The sequence below is a fragment of the Geodermatophilus sp. SYSU D01045 genome (genome assembly GCF_054050295.1).
Genome location: NZ_JBJGZB010000015.1, coordinates 108,525 through 123,159 on the forward strand (window position 1 = coordinate 108,525; position 14,635 = coordinate 123,159).

A 14,635-nucleotide genomic window follows, 5' to 3' on the forward strand; every position below is an offset into this window, starting at 1 on the left:
CCGCCTGCCCTACGCTCGGCGACCACCATGGCCCGCCCCCTCACCCTCCTCCTCGTCCGGCACGGCCAGAGCACCTGGAACGCCGCCGGGCTCATGCAGGGCCAGACGGCGCACGTCCCGCTCACCGACCAGGGGCACGACCAGGCGCGGGCGGCGGCCCGCGCGCTCGCGGCGCTCGGGCCGGGCGCGATGCTGTCCAGCGACCTGCTGCGGGCGGTGCAGACCGCCGAGCACTGCGCGGCCGCGACCCGGCTGGCGTTCACCACCACGCCGGCGCTGCGCGAGCAGGGCTACGGCGTGCTCGAGGGCCGGCCGTCGCGGGAGCTGTGGGACGTCGTCGACTGGACCGACCCGCACTGGGCGGCCGAGGGCGGCGAGAGCCTGGCCGACCTGCACGCCCGGGTCGCGGCCCTCCTCGACCGGCTGCGGGCGGACCCGCCGGCCGACGTCGTCGCGCTGGTCACCCACGGCGACACCATCCGGGCCGCGCAGGCGGTCGCCGCCGGGCTGGGTCCCGCGGAGCTGCCGGCGGTGACGCCGCACAACGGCACGGTCACCCGGCTGGAGCTCGCGGCGGCGGCCGCCTGATGGCCCGGGTGCTGGTGCTGGGCGGGTCGCGGTCGGGCAAGTCGGCGCACGCCGAGTCGCTGGTCGCCGACCGGACCGACGTCGTCTACCTGGCCACCTCGACGCCGGTCCCGGACGACGCCGAGTGGGCCCGGCGGGTCGCCGCGCACCGCGCCCGCCGGCCGGCCGGCTGGACGACGCTGGAGACGACGGCGCCGAGCGACCTGCTGCGCGGCGGGACGGTGCTGGTCGACAGCGTGACCACGTGGGTCGCCGCGCTCATGGACGAGACCGGCGTCTGGACCGACGACCCCAGTGCCCTCGACCGGCTGGCCGGCCGGGTCGACGCGCTGGTCAACGCCTGGGCGATGACCCCGGCGCACGTGGTGGCGGTCAGCGACGAGGTGGGCCTGGGCGTGGTGCCGGAGACCCGCGCGGGCCGGCTGTTCCGCGACACCCTGGGGGAGGTCAACCAGCGGCTGGCCGGCACCGCCGACGAGGTGTGGTTCGTCGTCGCCGGGCTGCCGCAGCGGCTGCGGTGACGCACCGGCCGAGGTGGGCCGGCCCGCTGGAGTCGGTCGCGCTGCTGACCGTGGTCCGCGTCCCCGCCGCGGGGACGACGTCCACCCGCGGGGTGCTGCCGTGGGCGCCGCTGGTGGGCCTGGTGCTGGGCGGTGCCGCGGCCGGGGTCGGCGTGCTCGGCGCGCACCTGGTGTCCCCGCTGACCGGGGCCGTGGCGGCGCTGGCGCTGCTGGCGGCGCTCACCCGGGCGCTGCACCTGGACGGCCTGGCCGACACCGCCGACGGCCTGGGTCCACTGCGCGGCCGGGAGCGGGCGCTGCGGGTCATGCACCAGGGGGACGTCGGCCCGTTCGGGGTGGTGACGCTGGTCCTCGCGCTGCTGCTGCAGGCGGCGGCGGGCGCGGCGCTGCTGGCGGCCGGCGGCGGCTGGCTCGCGCTGTGGACGGCGGTGGTCGTGGCGCGGCTGGCGATGGCCCGCACCGGGCTGCCCGGCACGCCGACGGCCGAGGGCTCGTCGCTGGGGCGGGCGGTGGCCGGCACCGTGTCGGCGCCCTGGCTCGCGGGGTGGGTGCTGCTCGTGGTCGGGGGCGCGGCCGCGGCAGGGTGGGCGGCCGGCGGCGCGGGGACCGCGGCGGCGCTGGCGGGGGCCGCGGTGGCCGGCCTGCTCGCGGCCGAGCTCGTCCGCGCCCGCGCGACCGCCCACCTCGGCGGCGTCACCGGGGACGTGATGGGCGCGATGGGCGAGGCGGCGGCGACCGTCGTCCTGCTGGTCGCCGCCGCCTCGGTGGCCTAGGAGGTCAGCCCGCCGTTCAGCGCCGGCCGGTCAGCGAGCCGAGCAGGCGGCTCAGCCCGCCGGAGGCGGCGGTCGTCGGCTTGCCGCGGCCGAAGCGCCGGGTCGGCGTCGGGGTCGCCATCTTGGAGCGGCCCATGCCGCGGCCGGACGGCACCCGGCGCCCGGCGGCGCCCCGGCCGCCCGTTCCGCGCCCGGCGGCGCGGCCGGCGGCGGCGCGGCCCCCGGCGGCTCCGCGACGAGCCGTGGTCTCAGCAGTGCCCAGGAGTCGGTTGAGGATGCCCATGGTGATCGACTACCCGGCCGCACGGACGACCCGTCCCGTTTCCGGATCGGTACCGCGCGTCGTCACGATCCGTGATCATCCCAGCTCAGGCCGACGCCCCCGACTGCGCCGGCGCCTCGCCACCCTCCAGGTCGCCCTCGGTGTCGAGGTAGGCCTGCCGCAGCCCGGCCAGCAGCGCCGGGTCCGGCTCGGTCCACATGCCCCGGTCGACCGCCTCGAGCAGCCGCTCGGCGATGCCGTGCAGCGCCCACGGGTTGGACCGCTCCATGAACTCGCGGTTCTCCGGGTCGAGCACGTAGGTCTCGGTGAGCTTCTCGTACATCCAGTCGGCCACCACGCCGGTCGTGGCGTCGTAGCCGAACAGGTAGTCCACGGTCGCGGCCAGCTCGAACGCGCCCTTGTAGCCGTGCCGGCGCATCGCCGACAGCCACTTCGGGTTGACCACCCGGGCGCGGAACACCCGCGAGGTCTCCTCGGTCAGCGACCGGGTGCGCACCTGCTCGGGCCGGGTCGAGTCGCCGATGTAGGCGGCCGGCGCGCGCCCGGTCAGCGCGCGGACCGTCGCCACCATCCCGCCGTGGTACTGGAAGTAGTCGTCGGAGTCGGCGATGTCGTGCTCGCGGGTGTCGACGTTCTTCGCCGCCACCGCGATCCGCCGGTACGCCGCCTCCATGTCCGGCCGCGCCTGCACGCCGTCGAGATCGCGGCCGTAGGCGTAGCCGCCCCACACCGCGTACACCTCGGCGAGGTCGGCGTCGCCGCGCCAGTCGCGGGAGTCGATGAGCGACAGCAGCCCCGCCCCGTACGCGCCGGGCTTGGAGCCGAACACCCGGGCCGTGGCCCGCCGCCGGTCGCCGTGCTCCGCGACGTCGGCGTCGACGTGCGCCCGCACGAAGTTCTGCTCGGGGGATTCGTCGAGCCCGGCGACCAGCGTCACCGCGTCGTCGAGCATGGTCACCACGTGCGGGAAGGCGTCCCGGAAGAAGCCCGAGATCCGCACCGTGACGTCGATCCGCGGCCGGCCGAGTTCCTGCAGCGGCACCGGCTCCAGCGAGGTCACCCGCCGCGACGCGTCGTCCCACACCGGGCGGACGCCGAGCAGCGCGAGCACCTCCGCGACGTCGTCGCCGGAGGTCCGCATCGCCGAGGTCCCCCACACCGACAGCCCGACCGAGCGCGGCCACTCCCCCGTGTCGGCCCGGTAGCGCTCCAGCAGCGAGTCGGCCATCGCCTGGCCGGTCTCCCACGCCAGCCGCGAGGGCACCGCGCGCGGGTCCACCGAGTAGAAGTTCCGCCCGGTCGGCAGCACGTTGACCAGCCCGCGCAGCGGCGAGCCCGACGGCCCGGCCGGCACGTAGCCGCCGTCGAGGGCGTGCAGCGTGGCGTCGAGCTCGTCGGTGGTCCGCTCCAGCCGCGGCACCACCTCGTCGACGGCGAACCGCAGGACGTCGGCCACGGCGGAGTCCTCGTGCCCGAGCACCTCCCGCACGACCGGGCCGACGGCGCCGATCGTCCAGCCGGCCTGCTCCATGCCCGAGACGAGCGCGTGCGCCTGCGCCTCGACGAGATCGGTGGCCGCGCGCCCGGCCGACCCGTCCTCGGTCAGCCCCAGCGCCTCCCGCAGGCCGGGCAGCGCCACCGCGCCGCCCCAGATCTGCCGCGCCCGCAGCACCGCCAGCACCAGGTCCACCCGGTCCTGGCCGGACGGCGGGACGCCGAGCACGTGCAGGCCGTCGCGGATCTGCGAGTCCTTGATCTCGCAGAGCCAGCCGTCGACGTGCAGGATCATCTCGTCGAACCGGTCGTCCTCCGGCCGCTCGGCCAGCCCCAGGTCGTGGTCGAGCTTGGCGGCCTGCAGCAGCGTCCAGATCTGCGCGCGCACCGCGGGCAGCTTCGCCGGGTCCATCGCGGCCACGTTGGCGTGCTCGTCGAGCAGTTGCTCCAGCCGGGCGATGTCGCCGTAGGAGTCGGCGCGGGCCATCGGCGGCACCATGTGGTCGACCAGGGTGGCGTGCGCGCGGCGCTTGGCCTGGCTGCCCTCGCCCGGGTCGTTGACGAGGAACGGGTAGACCAGCGGCAGGTCGCCGATCGCGGCGTCGGGCCCGCACGAGGCCGACAGCCCGACCGTCTTGCCCGGCAGCCACTCCAGGTTGCCGTGCTTGCCGACGTGCACCAGCGCGTGCGCCCCGAACACGGACCGCAGCCACCAGTAGGCGGCCAGGTAGTGGTGCGAGGGCGGCAGGTCGGGGTCGTGGTAGATCGCGATCGGGTTCTCGCCGAAGCCGCGCGGCGGCTGCACCATCACGACGACGTTGCCCGCGCGCAGCGCCGCGAAGACGACGTCGTCGCCGTCCACGAACAGCGAGCCGGGCGCCTCGCCCCAGTGCTCGACCATCGCGTCGCGGAGGTCCTGCGGCAGCGTGTCGAAGAACCGCCGGTACTCCACGGCCGGGATGCGCACCGGGTTGCCCGACAGCTGCTCCTCGGTCAGCCAGTCGGCGTCCTGCCCGCCGGCGGCGATGAGCGCGTGGAACAGCGCGTCGCCGTCGAGGTCGGCGACGCCGGGCAGCGCGTCGGGCCCGTCGAACGGGCCGATGTCGTAGCCCTGCCCCTGCATCGCGGCCAGCAGCCGCACCACCGACGCCGGGGTGTCCAGGCCGACGGCGTTGCCGATCCGGGCGTGCTTGGTCGGGTAGGCCGACAGCATCAGCACCACCCGGCGCTCCGCGGGCGGGGTGTGCCGGAGCCGGGCGTGCGCCACCGCGGTGCCGGCCACCCGCGCCGCCCGCTCGGGGTCGGCGACGTAGTGCGTCAGGCCGTCGGCGTCGGTCTCCTTGAAGGAAAACGGCACGCTGATCAGCCGGCCGTCGAACTCGGGGATGGCCACCTGGTTGCCGACGTCGAGCGGCGAGAGGCCGTCGTCGTCGGCCAGCCACTCCGCCCGCGAGCGGGTCAGGCACAGCCCCTGGACGACGGGCACGTCGAGCGCGGCGAGCTGGCCGACGTCCCAGGCGCCGTCGTCCCCGCCGGCGGACGCGGTGGCCGGGCGGGAGCCCCCGGCGGCGAGCACCGTGACGACGAGCGCGTCGGCGGTGCGCAGCACGTCGAGCAGGTCGGCGGGGACGCTGCGCAGCGAGCTCACGAACACCGGCAGCGCCTGCCCGCCGGCGGACTCGACAGCGCCACAGAGCTCGTCGACGAACGCGGTGTTCCCAGCCAGGTGGTGCGCCCGGTAGTAGAGGACGGCGATCCGCGGGCCGCTGCCCCGGCCCGCGCGCTCCAGCACGCCCCAGTCCGGGGCCACCGACGGCGGCTCGAAGCCCTCGCCGGTGAGCAGCACGGTGTCGGAGAGGAACCGGTGCAGCTGCACCAGGTTGTCCGGGCCGCCCTGCGCCAGGTAGGCGTGCGCCTCGGTGGCCACGCCCATCGGGACGGTGGACAGCTCCATCAGCTCGGCGTCGGGCACCTGCTCCCCGCCGAGGACGACGACCGGCGCCGGCCCGGCCAGCAGCGGCGCGAGCACCTCCTCGTACTGCCGCCGCACGCCGAGGATCCGGACGACGACGAGCTGCGCGCCCTCGGTCAGCGCCGCGATGCCGTCGGCACCGAGCCGGACCGGGTTGCCCAGCCGCCAGTCGGCCCCGCTGGCGCGGGCGGAGAGCAGGTCGGTGTCACTGGTGGAGAGCAGGGCGAACACGCAGCGTCCTCACTCGGGGTCCGCGCCCCGGGCCGTCGGGCACGGCAGCCGGAGTGTCTGGCTCCCCCGGTCGCCCGGGGTCACAGTGGCGGGACCGCGCCGGGCTCCCACCGGCTTCCTGCGCGCACTGCCGTGATGGGGAGACGGTACCGCCCGGGCCGGCCCGCCCCGGCCGCGTGGCCGGGGCGGGGCGGGGACCTCAGCCGAGGACCGGGACCGTGGTGGACGGGTCGCCGTCCGCGGCGGCAGCCAGGGCCGGCACCACCTCGTCCAGCAGGAAGGGCAGCGAGAGCGGGCTGCCGAAGCCGAGCGCGGCGGACACGTCACCGGAGTAGCCGCCGAGCAGGACCGTGCGGCCCTGGGTCACCACGTCGAGGGCGGAGAACAGCGCGTCCCCGTCGGCGGCGGCCTGGTCGTAGCCGTTCACCGCGAGCACGTCGGCGTCGAGCAGGTCCAGCCGCTCCTGGCTGACGTCGGTGCTGGTCTCCGGGACGGTGAAGCCGAGGTCGGTGAAGAACTGGGTGCGCAGGTCGTCAGCGCCGAGGAGGTAGTGGCCCGAGCCGACGCCGGTCAGGTCCACGGCGAGCGAGCTGCCGGCGAAGTCCGGGTTCTCCTCGACCGCCTGCCGGAACCGGCCCTCGACGTCGTCGACGAGCTGCTGCGCCTCGTCCTCGCGGCCGAGCGCCCGACCGACGAGGAGGGTCTGCTCCTGCCACGGGGTGGCGCCGTCGGCGTACTCGCCGGTCTGCGCGAGCGTCGGCGCGATGCCCGACAGCTGCTCGTAGTCCGCCTCGTCCATGAAGGAGTACACGCCGACGATCAGGTCGGGCTCGAGCGCGGCGACGGCCTCGAGGTCGATCTCCTCGCCGCCCACGGTCGGGATCTCCTCGTCCGGCAGCTGCTCCTGCGCCCAGGGACGGGTCGTGGCGTCGTAGTCGCCCAGGAGCTCGCGCTCGCCGACCGGGGTGACGCCCAGGGCCAGCACGAAGTCCTGGTCGTTGAAGCCGACGGTGACCACGCGCTGCGGCTCGGCGGGGATCTCGGTGGTGCCGAACCTGTTCTCGATGGTGACCGGCCAGGCGCCGTCGCCGCCGTCGGCGGCCGGGGCCGCGGGCTCGTCGCCGGCGGTCCCGCCGCAGGCGGCGAGCCCGGTGACGAGGAGGGCGGCGGCCGCGGTCAGCGACACACGCCGCACGCGGTTCCGGAGGGGGTGGGGCAGCACGGTCGGCTCCTGACCTCGGTGATCAACTCGTGGTCAGGTTAGCCTGCCCTTACTCCATCCCGGAGCCCGGTTCCCGTCCGGTCGCGTCCGGTGCCGGTCGGCGGCCGCCTGCATCGTCGGCCCGGTCGGGGGGCTGCTGGTCGCCGGTCGTCCGACCGAGGGCGTCGAGCACCGCCCCGCGCAGCCGGAGGTACTGCGCCCGGTTGTAGCCGGGCAGGCCGGGCGGGCGGACGACGACCCGCGGCTCACCCACGACCTCGTGCGGGGCGAACTGCCCGCGGGTGAGGTCGACCTCGCGGCCGCCGGGCAGCCGGTTCCACCAGTGCACGCCCTGCCGGGAGCCGTCGGTCCGGCGCACCTCGGCCAGCAGCAGCTCGCCGCCGAGCAGGTCGTGCACGGTGAGCGCGGTGGCGCCGCACTGGCCGCGCGCGGGGTTGCCCGGCGTCCAGTCGGCGAGGTCGCTGTCGTCGCAGGTCTCCCGGCACCAGGCCGCGCGCACGGCGGCGGTCACCTCGTCGAGCGTGGGCACGGGCGGCACCCTGGCACGGAGCACCGACACCGTCAGCGCAGCAGCAGCCGCTCCAGCGCGCCGGGCACCCAGTCGGCGTAGCGCTCCGGTGGCCAGCCGCAGCCGCGGACCAGCCGGGACTGCGTCTATGGGGAGAACACCGACCAGGCGACGTCGACGGCGGCCTCGACGTCGAGGTCGGCCCGCAGGTCGCCGGCGAACGCCTCGACCAGCGCGGTCGTGTCCGCGCGCCGCCGGCGCTCGTAGTCGGCGTACGCCGCCCCGACCTCCGGGTCGACCGCGGCCGCGGCGGCGAAGACGTCCTGCATCGGGAGCGTGGCGGCGGTCGTCCGCAGCGCCAGCCGGTGCAGCGCCGCCAGCCAGCCGGCCCGGTCGGGCGCGGCGAGCAGCTCGGCGAACGGGCCCAGCTCGCGGACGGGGCGCTCGTCGTCGGAGCCGACGAGCGCCCGGTCGACGCACGCGAGCAGCACCGCCGCCTTCCCGCCCTGCGCGAACACGGTCGGCACCGAGACCCTGGCGGCCGCGGCGACGTCGCGCATCGTCGTCGCCGCGTAGCCGCGCTCGACGGCCCGGTCGACCTGGCCGCCATGTACGTCGTGCACCGCGCCTTCCGCCGGGACCTCGACGCGTTCGCCGCCGTCGTCCCCACGGTGGCCGTCGCCGACCGGCGGCGGTGGCGGCGGCTGGCCCGCCGCTTCGCGCAGTTCGGCTCCTACCTGCACAGGCACCACTCCGGCGAGGACGTGGGGCTGTGGCCGCTGCTGGCCGAGCGCGGCGCCGACCGCGCCGTCCTCGACGCCCTGGAGGCCGAGCACGCGGGCATCGACCCGGCGCTGGCCGCGGTCACCGCGGGGCTGCAGGCCCTGGCCGCCGGCCGCGGCGACGCCGCCACCCGGGACGAGCTCGCCCGGCGGACGGTGGCGCTGCGCGACGGGCTGGGCGCGCACCTCGCCCACGAGGAGAGCGACGGGATGACCCGGGTGCAGCGGCACCTGACGCCGGCCGACTGGGACCGCCTGGACCGCGAGGTCTTCGCGAAGGAGTACCGCCCGACCGAGATCGTCGGCGCGCTGGGCTGGACGGTGTCGGCCATCCCGGACGAGGCGGTCGACCGCCTGCCGGTGCCGCACCCGGCGCTGCTCGCCGTCGCCCGGTTCCTCGGCCGGCGCGCCGCCCTGCGGGACGCGCGGTTGTTCGGGACCGCCCGGTGACCGCGACGACGAGCACCGCCCTGTCCCGCGCCGACCGCGCCGCCACGGTGCTGTCCCGGCACGTGGCGGCCCTGCACACCGCGCTGCTGCGCCGCACCGGCGGCCGGGTCGGCAACCGCTTCCGCGGCGGCGACGTCGTCCTGGTGACCTGCCGGGGCCGGCGCACCGGGCAGCCGCGCACGACGCCGCTGCTGCACGTGCGCGACGGCCGGGACCTCGTGGTGGCGGCGTCCAACGGCGGCATCGACGCCGAGCCGCAGTGGTGGCTGAACCTGCAGGCCGACCCGCGCGGCGAGGTGGAGGTGCGCGGCCGGCGGTGGGCGGTGACCGCGAGCGAGGTCGGCGACGCCGACCGGCCGCAGCTGTGGGCCGCGCTCATGGCGAACTGCGGCACCTACGACGCCTACCAGGCGAGGGTGTCCCGCCGGATCGCGCTGGTGCGCCTGTCCCCGGCGGGCTGAGCCTCAGGCGGCCAGTGGCCGGCCGAACTGGGTGCGGTACAGCTCGGCGTAGCGGCCGCCGAGGGCGAGCAGGTCCTCGTGCCGGCCGCGCTCGACGACCCGGCCGCCCTCCAGCACGAGGATGCAGTCGGCCGCGCGCACGGTGGACAGCCGGTGCGCGATGACGATCGCCGTCCGCCCCTCGAGCGCCTCGTCGAGGGCCGCCTGCACCGCGGCCTCCGACGTGGCGTCGAGGTGGGCGGTCGCCTCGTCGAGCAGCACCACGCGCGGGCGGGCGAGCAGCAGCCGGGCGATGGTCAGCCGCTGACGCTCGCCGCCGGAGAACCGGTAGCCGCGCTCGCCGACGACGGTGTCCAGGCCGTCGGGCAGCGCGCGGACCAGGTCGGCCAGCCGGGCGCGGGCGAGGGCGTCCCACAGGTCGTCGTCGCCGGCGTCCGGCGCGGCCAGCAGCAGGTTGTCCCGCAGCGACTCGTGGAACAGGTGCCCGTCCTGGGTCACCACCCCGACCGTGCGCCGGATCGAGGCGGCGGTCAGGTCACGGACGTCGACGCCGCCCAGCCGGACGGCGCCGGCGTCGACGTCGTACAGGCGCGGCACCAGCGAGGCGATCGTCGACTTGCCCGCGCCCGAGGACCCGACCAGCGCGACCACCTGCCCCGGCCGCACGGTGAACGAGACGTCGTGCAGCACGTCGACGCCGCCGCGGCCGTCGAGCCGGGGCGACGTCCTCCAGCGAGGCGAGCGACACCCGGTCGGCCGCCGGGTAGGCGAAGGTGACGCCGTCCAGCTCCACCGACACCGGCCCGTCGGGGACGTCGACGGCGCCGGGGCGCTCGCGGACCAGCGGCACCAGGTCGAGCACCTCGAAGACCCGCTCGAAGCTGACCAGCGCCGAGGAGACGTCGACCCGGGCGCTCGCCAGCGCGGTCAGCGGCGCGTAGAGCCGGGTGAGCAGCAGCGCCAGCGCCACCACCGAGCCCGGGTCGAGCGCGCCGGCCAGCGCGTACGTGCCGCCGAGGCCGTAGACCAGGGCGAGCGCCAGCGCCGAGACCAGGGTGAGCGCGCTGATGAACGCCCACTGCACCATCGCCGTGCGCACCCCGACGTCGCGGACCGCCCGTGCCCGGCCGGCGAAGCGGGCCGACTCGCGGCCGGGGTCGCCGAGCAGCTTGACCAGCGTCGCGCCGGGGGCGGAGAACCGCTCGGTCGTCTGGCCGGTCATCGCCGCGTTGGCCACGGCGGCGGTCCGGCTCAGCGCGGCCAGGCGGCGGCCGATCCGGCGGGCCGGGAGCAGGAACACCGGCAGCAGGAGCAGCGCCAGCACGGTCACCTGCCAGGACAGGGTCAGCATCGCCACGAGCGCGAGGACGAGCGTGACGGTGTTGCTGACGATCCCGGAGAGGGTGTCGCTGAACGCCCGCTGCGCGCCGAGGACGTCGTTGTCCAGGCGGGACACCAGCGCGCCGGTGCGGGTCCGGGTGAAGAAGGCGACCGGCATCCGCTGCACGTGGTCGAACACGGCGGTGCGCAGGTCGAGGATCAGCCCCTCGCCGAGGCTCGCCGACAGGTACCGGCCGACCAGCCCGAGCGCGGTGGCGAGGACGGCGAGCGCGGCGATCGTGACCGCGAAGCCGACGACGACCGAGGTGGCGGCGCCGTCGACGATCGCGTCGACGACCCGGCCGGCCAGCAGCGGCGAGGCCACCGTCAGCACCGCCTCGACGACGCCGACGGCGACGTAGCCGGTGATCCGCGCCCGGTGCGGGCGGGCGAAGGCGAGCACCCGCCGCAGCGTCGCCCGGGTGACGGCACGGCGGTCGGGCCGGGCGTGCGTCGCGCGGGACAGCGCCGACCACGCCGTCATCTCCATGCTCACGCGGCGGACGCTAGGACCTCCAGTCGACTGGAGGTCAAGCGTCCGCCGGCGATCGAGCAGGAACGGTCAGGCGGCGCCCAGGGCGTCGGCGACGCGGTGGTGGGCGACGGCCTCGTCGCGGCGGCTCTGCCGCTCCAGCGTGCGGGCCAGCGCGCGGCGGGCCCACCCGTTGGCCGGCGCGAGGTCGACCAGCCGGCGCAGCGCCGTCTCCGCGCGCTGCAGCTGGGCCGAGCCGAAGTAGCTGCGGGCCAGCAGCTCGAGGGCGGCCTCGTTGCCGGGCTCGGCCTCGACCAGCGGCTCGAGCAGGCGGGCGGCCTCGATGGGCTGCCCCATGGAGAGGTAGAGGTCGGCGCGGAGGAACTCCGAGTGCAGGTCGGGGCTGAACGGCTGGGTCACGCCGACGGAACGGCGGCGCGGCGCCCGCTCTTCCCGAGATCGCGACACGCCCGGGACGAGAAGGTCCGGAACCAACTGCATCCGGACACGACCGGATTGGGAACAACGGATGTCAGCACCACCGACCCGAGGAGCACGACCATGGCCCTGTCGCTGCACCGCCACCGGACGGCCGACCGCACACGCACCGCCGCGGCCCCGCCCGCCGCTGACACCGCACCCACCGGCGCCGCGCCGGCCCCAGCCGGGACCGCTGCCACCGAGAGCGCCCCCGCCGAGTCCACCTCTGCCGGCACCGCGCACGGCAACCGCGTCTACGCCGTCCAGCGCACCGGCGCGTTCGTCGTCGCCGGGATCATCGCCGTCTTCGGCGTCCTGGGCCTGGCCAACGGCCTGGCCTTCTTCTCCACCGAGGGCCAGCGCGTCCTCGGCATGTCGTCCAACGGCCTGCTGTCGGTGATCTCGCTGGTCACCGCCGCCGTGCTGGTCGTCGCCGCCTTCCGCAGCCCCCGCACCGCCTCGACGGTCATGATCGTCATCGGGGTGCTGTTCCTGGTGTCGGCGCTGGCCAACCTCGCGGTGCTCAACACCGGGCTGAACTTCCTGGCGTTCCGGCTGAGCAACGTCGGCTTCTCCGTCGCCGCGGGCCTGGTGCTGCTCCTGCTCGGCGCCTACGGCCGGGTCAGCGGCAACCTGCCGCCCGACAGCCCGTACGCCCGCGAGCGGGACGAGGTGCCGCCGGTCCCGGCCGACGAGTACCCGTCGACGCCGGCCGAGTTCGCCGCCGAGCGGGCCATGCGGGACGCCGAGGTCGCCGTCGTGCAGCACGTGGCCTCCTTCGACCAGTGCCGCCGGGTCGCCGCCATGGCGCAGGTGACCAGCCGCAAGGAGCGCCGCGAGGTGTGGATGTCCTTCGACCGGGCCCGCCGCGACGCCTGACCCCGGCACGATGCGGGGTGACCGTCCGCCTGGCGCACTGGCCCACCCCGCTCGACCCGGCACCGCGGCTCGCCGCCGCCCTCGGCCTGGGGCCGGGGGACCTGGCGGTGAAGCGGGACGACCTGACCGACCTCGGTGGCGGCAACGAGGTGCGCAAGCTCGAGCACCTCGTCGCCGAGGCGGCCGGGGACGGCGCGACCGTCCTGGTCACCAGCGGCGGCGTGCAGAGCAACCACGCGCGGACGACCGCCGCGGCCGCCGCGCGGCTGGGGCTGCGCGCCGTGCTGGTGCTGCACGGGACGCCGTCGGCTGCCTGTCCCGGGAACCTGGCGCTGGAGGGCGCGCTCGGCGCCCGGCTCGTGGTGGTCGGCGACCCGGACGACGTCGACGCCCGGGTGGCGGAGGTGGCCGCGGAGCTGCGGGACGCCGGCGAGGTGCCGGCGGTGCTGCCGCTGGGCGGCTCCTCGCCCACCGGCGCGCGGGGCTACCTGGCCTGCGCGGACGAGCTGCGGGAGCAGGCGCCCGACGCCCGGCACGTCGTCGTCGCGGGCGGCTCGGGCGGCACGATGGCCGGCCTGGTGGCCGGGCTCGGCGCCGAGCGGGTGCTCGGCGTCGACACCGGGGCGGTGCCCGACCCGGCGGAGTGGGTGGCGGCCCTGGTGACGGCGCTCGGCGGCGCGGCCGCGGGGCTGCGGCTGCGCCGCGACCAGGTGGGCGACGGCTACGGCGCCCGCACCGACGCGGCGGTCACCGCGCTGCGGACGGCGGCCCGCACGGAGGGGCTGCTGCTCGACCCCGTCTACACGGCCAAGGCGCTGGCCGGGCCGGCCGCCGCGGTGGCCGACGGCTCGGTCCGGCCCGGCGAGCGGACCGTGTTCGTGCACACCGGCGGGCTGCCGGGGCTGTTCGGGCACCCGGTGGCCGCCGAGCTGGCCGGTGAGGTGCTCGGGGTGTCCTGACCCGGGAGCGACGTAGCCTCGCGGGCGCGATGACGACGCCCCGACCCCGCGCCGACGCCTGCCCCGGCGCGCTGCAGACGCACCCCGCCGCCGACGGCGAGCTCGCCCGCGTGCGGGTGCCCGGCGGCCTGCTCACCGCCGCCCAGCTGCGGGTGCTCGCCGCCGCCGCGCGCGACCTCGGCGACGGCGTCCTCGAGATGACCAGCCGGGGCAACCTGCAGCTGCGCGGGCTGGCCGCCGGCGCCGCCCGGGAGCTCGGCGACCGGCTCGCCGGCGCCGGCCTGCTGCCCAGCGAGACGCACGAGCGGGTGCGCAACGTGCTGGCCAGCGCGCTGACCGGCCGCGCCGGCGGGCTGCTCGACGCCCGGCCGTGGGTGGCCGCGCTCGACGCCGGCCTGTGCGCCGACCCCGCCCTCGCCGCGCTGCCGGGCCGCTACCTGGCCACGCTGGACGACGGCCGCGGGGACGTGTCCGGGCTCGGCGGCGACGTCGGCCTGCTCGCGCTGTCGTCGTCCTCGGTGGCGCTGCTGCTGGGCGGGGCGGACAGCGGGCTGCGCGCCGCACCGGAGGACGCCGTCGGCCTGCTGCTCACCGCCACCCGCGCCTTCCTCGCCGAGCGCGCCGCCCAGGGCGGCACCGCCTGGCGGCTGACCGAGCTCGACGACGGGCCGGCCCGGGTGGCGGCGCGGCTGGGCGGCACCCCGGTCGCGCCGGTCGCCGTCCCCGCCGCACCGGAGACCGGCCCCGTGGGCGCGGAGACCCAGGCCGACGGGCGCACGGCGCTCATCGGGGTCGTCCCCCTGGGCCGGCTCTCCGCCGACCAGGCCGACCTGCTGGCCTCCCTGGCCGGCGAGGTACAGCTGACCCCGTGGCGCAGCGTCGTGGTGCCCGACCTGGCCGAGGACCGCGTGGACGACGCCGCCGTCGACCTGTACCGGACCGGCGTGGTGTTCGACGCCGAGAGCCCGTGGGCGCGGGTCACCGCGTGCGCCGGCCGGCCGGGGTGCGCGAGGTCGCTGGCCGACGTCCGGGCCGACGCCGCCGCGGCCGTCGCCTCCGGGACCGTGCCGGATGGCGTCCGCGTGCACTGGGCCGGCTGCGAGCGCCGCTGCGGCCGCCCCCGCGGCGAGGTCCTCGACGTCGTCGCGACGCCCGCGGGGTACCGGGTCGGCTGAGTCCG

The 14,635-nt window shown here is 77.1% G+C and carries 15 protein-coding genes and 1 riboswitch; of the genes, 8 read left to right on the top strand and 7 right to left on the bottom strand.

Going from position 1 to position 14,635, the window contains the following annotated elements; all coding sequences use genetic code 11:
- Positions 1–27 precede the first annotated feature (27 nt).
- From ACI798_RS14310 to ACI798_RS14320, 3 genes are read left to right on the top strand one after another with little or no spacing between them, the layout of a single operon-like run.
- On the top strand, positions 28–588 hold the full coding sequence (locus tag ACI798_RS14310; protein ID WP_457048207.1) for a histidine phosphatase family protein: 561 nt from the start codon (positions 28–30) through the stop codon (positions 586–588).
- On the top strand, positions 588–1,109 hold the full coding sequence (gene cobU / locus ACI798_RS14315; protein WP_457048208.1) for a bifunctional adenosylcobinamide kinase/adenosylcobinamide-phosphate guanylyltransferase: 522 nt from the start codon (positions 588–590) through the stop codon (positions 1,107–1,109). The genes ACI798_RS14310 and cobU overlap by 1 nt, the downstream gene beginning before the upstream one ends.
- On the top strand, positions 1,106–1,882 hold the full coding sequence (locus ACI798_RS14320; RefSeq protein WP_457048209.1) for an adenosylcobinamide-GDP ribazoletransferase: 777 nt from the start codon (positions 1,106–1,108) through the stop codon (positions 1,880–1,882). Before cobU ends, ACI798_RS14320 begins: the two co-directional genes overlap by 4 nt.
- 368 nt (positions 1,883–2,250) lie before the next feature.
- On the opposite strand, the gene cobN is transcribed toward ACI798_RS14320, so the two are convergent.
- The 4 genes from cobN to ACI798_RS14340 form a co-directional block, all read right to left on the bottom strand.
- Positions 2,251–5,862, bottom strand: coding sequence for a cobaltochelatase subunit CobN (gene cobN / locus ACI798_RS14325; RefSeq protein WP_457048210.1), 3,612 nt, complete (start codon positions 5,860–5,862; stop codon positions 2,251–2,253).
- Positions 5,863–5,914: 52 nt separating this feature from the next.
- Positions 5,915–5,982: riboswitch (cobalamin riboswitch) on the bottom strand.
- 79 nt (positions 5,983–6,061) lie between these two features.
- Positions 6,062–7,084, bottom strand: a complete 1,023-nt coding sequence (locus ACI798_RS14330) for an ABC transporter substrate-binding protein (protein ID WP_457048211.1) — start codon at positions 7,082–7,084, stop codon at positions 6,062–6,064.
- A 49-nt stretch (positions 7,085–7,133) separates the two neighbouring features.
- Positions 7,134–7,613, bottom strand: coding sequence for a YunG family protein (locus ACI798_RS14335; RefSeq protein WP_457048212.1), 480 nt, complete (start codon positions 7,611–7,613; stop codon positions 7,134–7,136).
- Between the two features lie 125 nt (positions 7,614–7,738).
- On the bottom strand, positions 7,739–8,215 hold the full coding sequence (locus ACI798_RS14340; RefSeq protein ID WP_457048213.1) for a TetR/AcrR family transcriptional regulator: 477 nt from the start codon (positions 8,213–8,215) through the stop codon (positions 7,739–7,741).
- Between ACI798_RS14340 and ACI798_RS14345 the strand changes: the two genes are divergently transcribed.
- Positions 8,201–8,824, top strand: coding sequence for a hemerythrin domain-containing protein (locus ACI798_RS14345; protein WP_457048214.1), 624 nt, complete (start codon positions 8,201–8,203; stop codon positions 8,822–8,824). The genes ACI798_RS14340 and ACI798_RS14345 overlap by 15 nt on opposite strands.
- The gene (locus tag ACI798_RS14350; RefSeq protein WP_457048215.1) at positions 8,821–9,285 is read left to right on the top strand and encodes a nitroreductase family deazaflavin-dependent oxidoreductase; all 465 of its coding nucleotides are present in this window, start codon (positions 8,821–8,823) and stop codon (positions 9,283–9,285) included. Before ACI798_RS14345 ends, ACI798_RS14350 begins: the two co-directional genes overlap by 4 nt.
- Positions 9,286–9,288: 3 nt before the next feature.
- On the opposite strand, the gene ACI798_RS14355 is transcribed toward ACI798_RS14350, so the two are convergent.
- The 3 genes from ACI798_RS14355 to ACI798_RS14365 all read right to left on the bottom strand — a co-directional run bounded on the left by ACI798_RS14355 (position 9,289) and on the right by ACI798_RS14365 (position 11,557).
- A complete protein-coding gene (locus ACI798_RS14355; protein ID WP_457048216.1) occupies positions 9,289–9,936 on the bottom strand; it encodes an ABC transporter ATP-binding protein in 648 nt (215 codons plus the stop codon).
- On the bottom strand, positions 9,821–11,155 hold the full coding sequence (locus ACI798_RS14360; RefSeq protein ID WP_457048236.1) for an ABC transporter transmembrane domain-containing protein: 1,335 nt from the start codon (positions 11,153–11,155) through the stop codon (positions 9,821–9,823). The genes ACI798_RS14355 and ACI798_RS14360 overlap by 116 nt, the downstream gene beginning before the upstream one ends.
- A gap of 72 nt (positions 11,156–11,227) precedes the next feature.
- A complete protein-coding gene (locus ACI798_RS14365; RefSeq protein ID WP_456942128.1) occupies positions 11,228–11,557 on the bottom strand; it encodes a tetratricopeptide repeat protein in 330 nt (109 codons plus the stop codon).
- 141 nt (positions 11,558–11,698) lie between these two features.
- Here ACI798_RS14365 and ACI798_RS14370 point away from each other — a divergent pair, with 141 nt between their 5' ends.
- Genes ACI798_RS14370 through cobG form a run of 3 tightly spaced genes read left to right on the top strand, consistent with a single transcriptional unit; the run spans position 11,699 to position 14,630 of the window.
- Complete coding sequence (locus tag ACI798_RS14370; RefSeq protein ID WP_457048217.1) at positions 11,699–12,496, top strand: DUF4383 domain-containing protein; 798 nt, start codon at positions 11,699–11,701, stop codon at positions 12,494–12,496.
- 17 nt (positions 12,497–12,513) lie between these two features.
- Positions 12,514–13,455 (top strand): pyridoxal-phosphate dependent enzyme, encoded by a 942-nt coding sequence (locus ACI798_RS14375; protein ID WP_457048218.1) that lies wholly within the window; start codon positions 12,514–12,516, stop codon positions 13,453–13,455.
- A gap of 29 nt (positions 13,456–13,484) precedes the next feature.
- Positions 13,485–14,630 (top strand): precorrin-3B synthase, encoded by a 1,146-nt coding sequence (gene cobG, locus ACI798_RS14380; RefSeq protein WP_457048219.1) that lies wholly within the window; start codon positions 13,485–13,487, stop codon positions 14,628–14,630.
- Positions 14,631–14,635 lie beyond the last annotated feature (5 nt).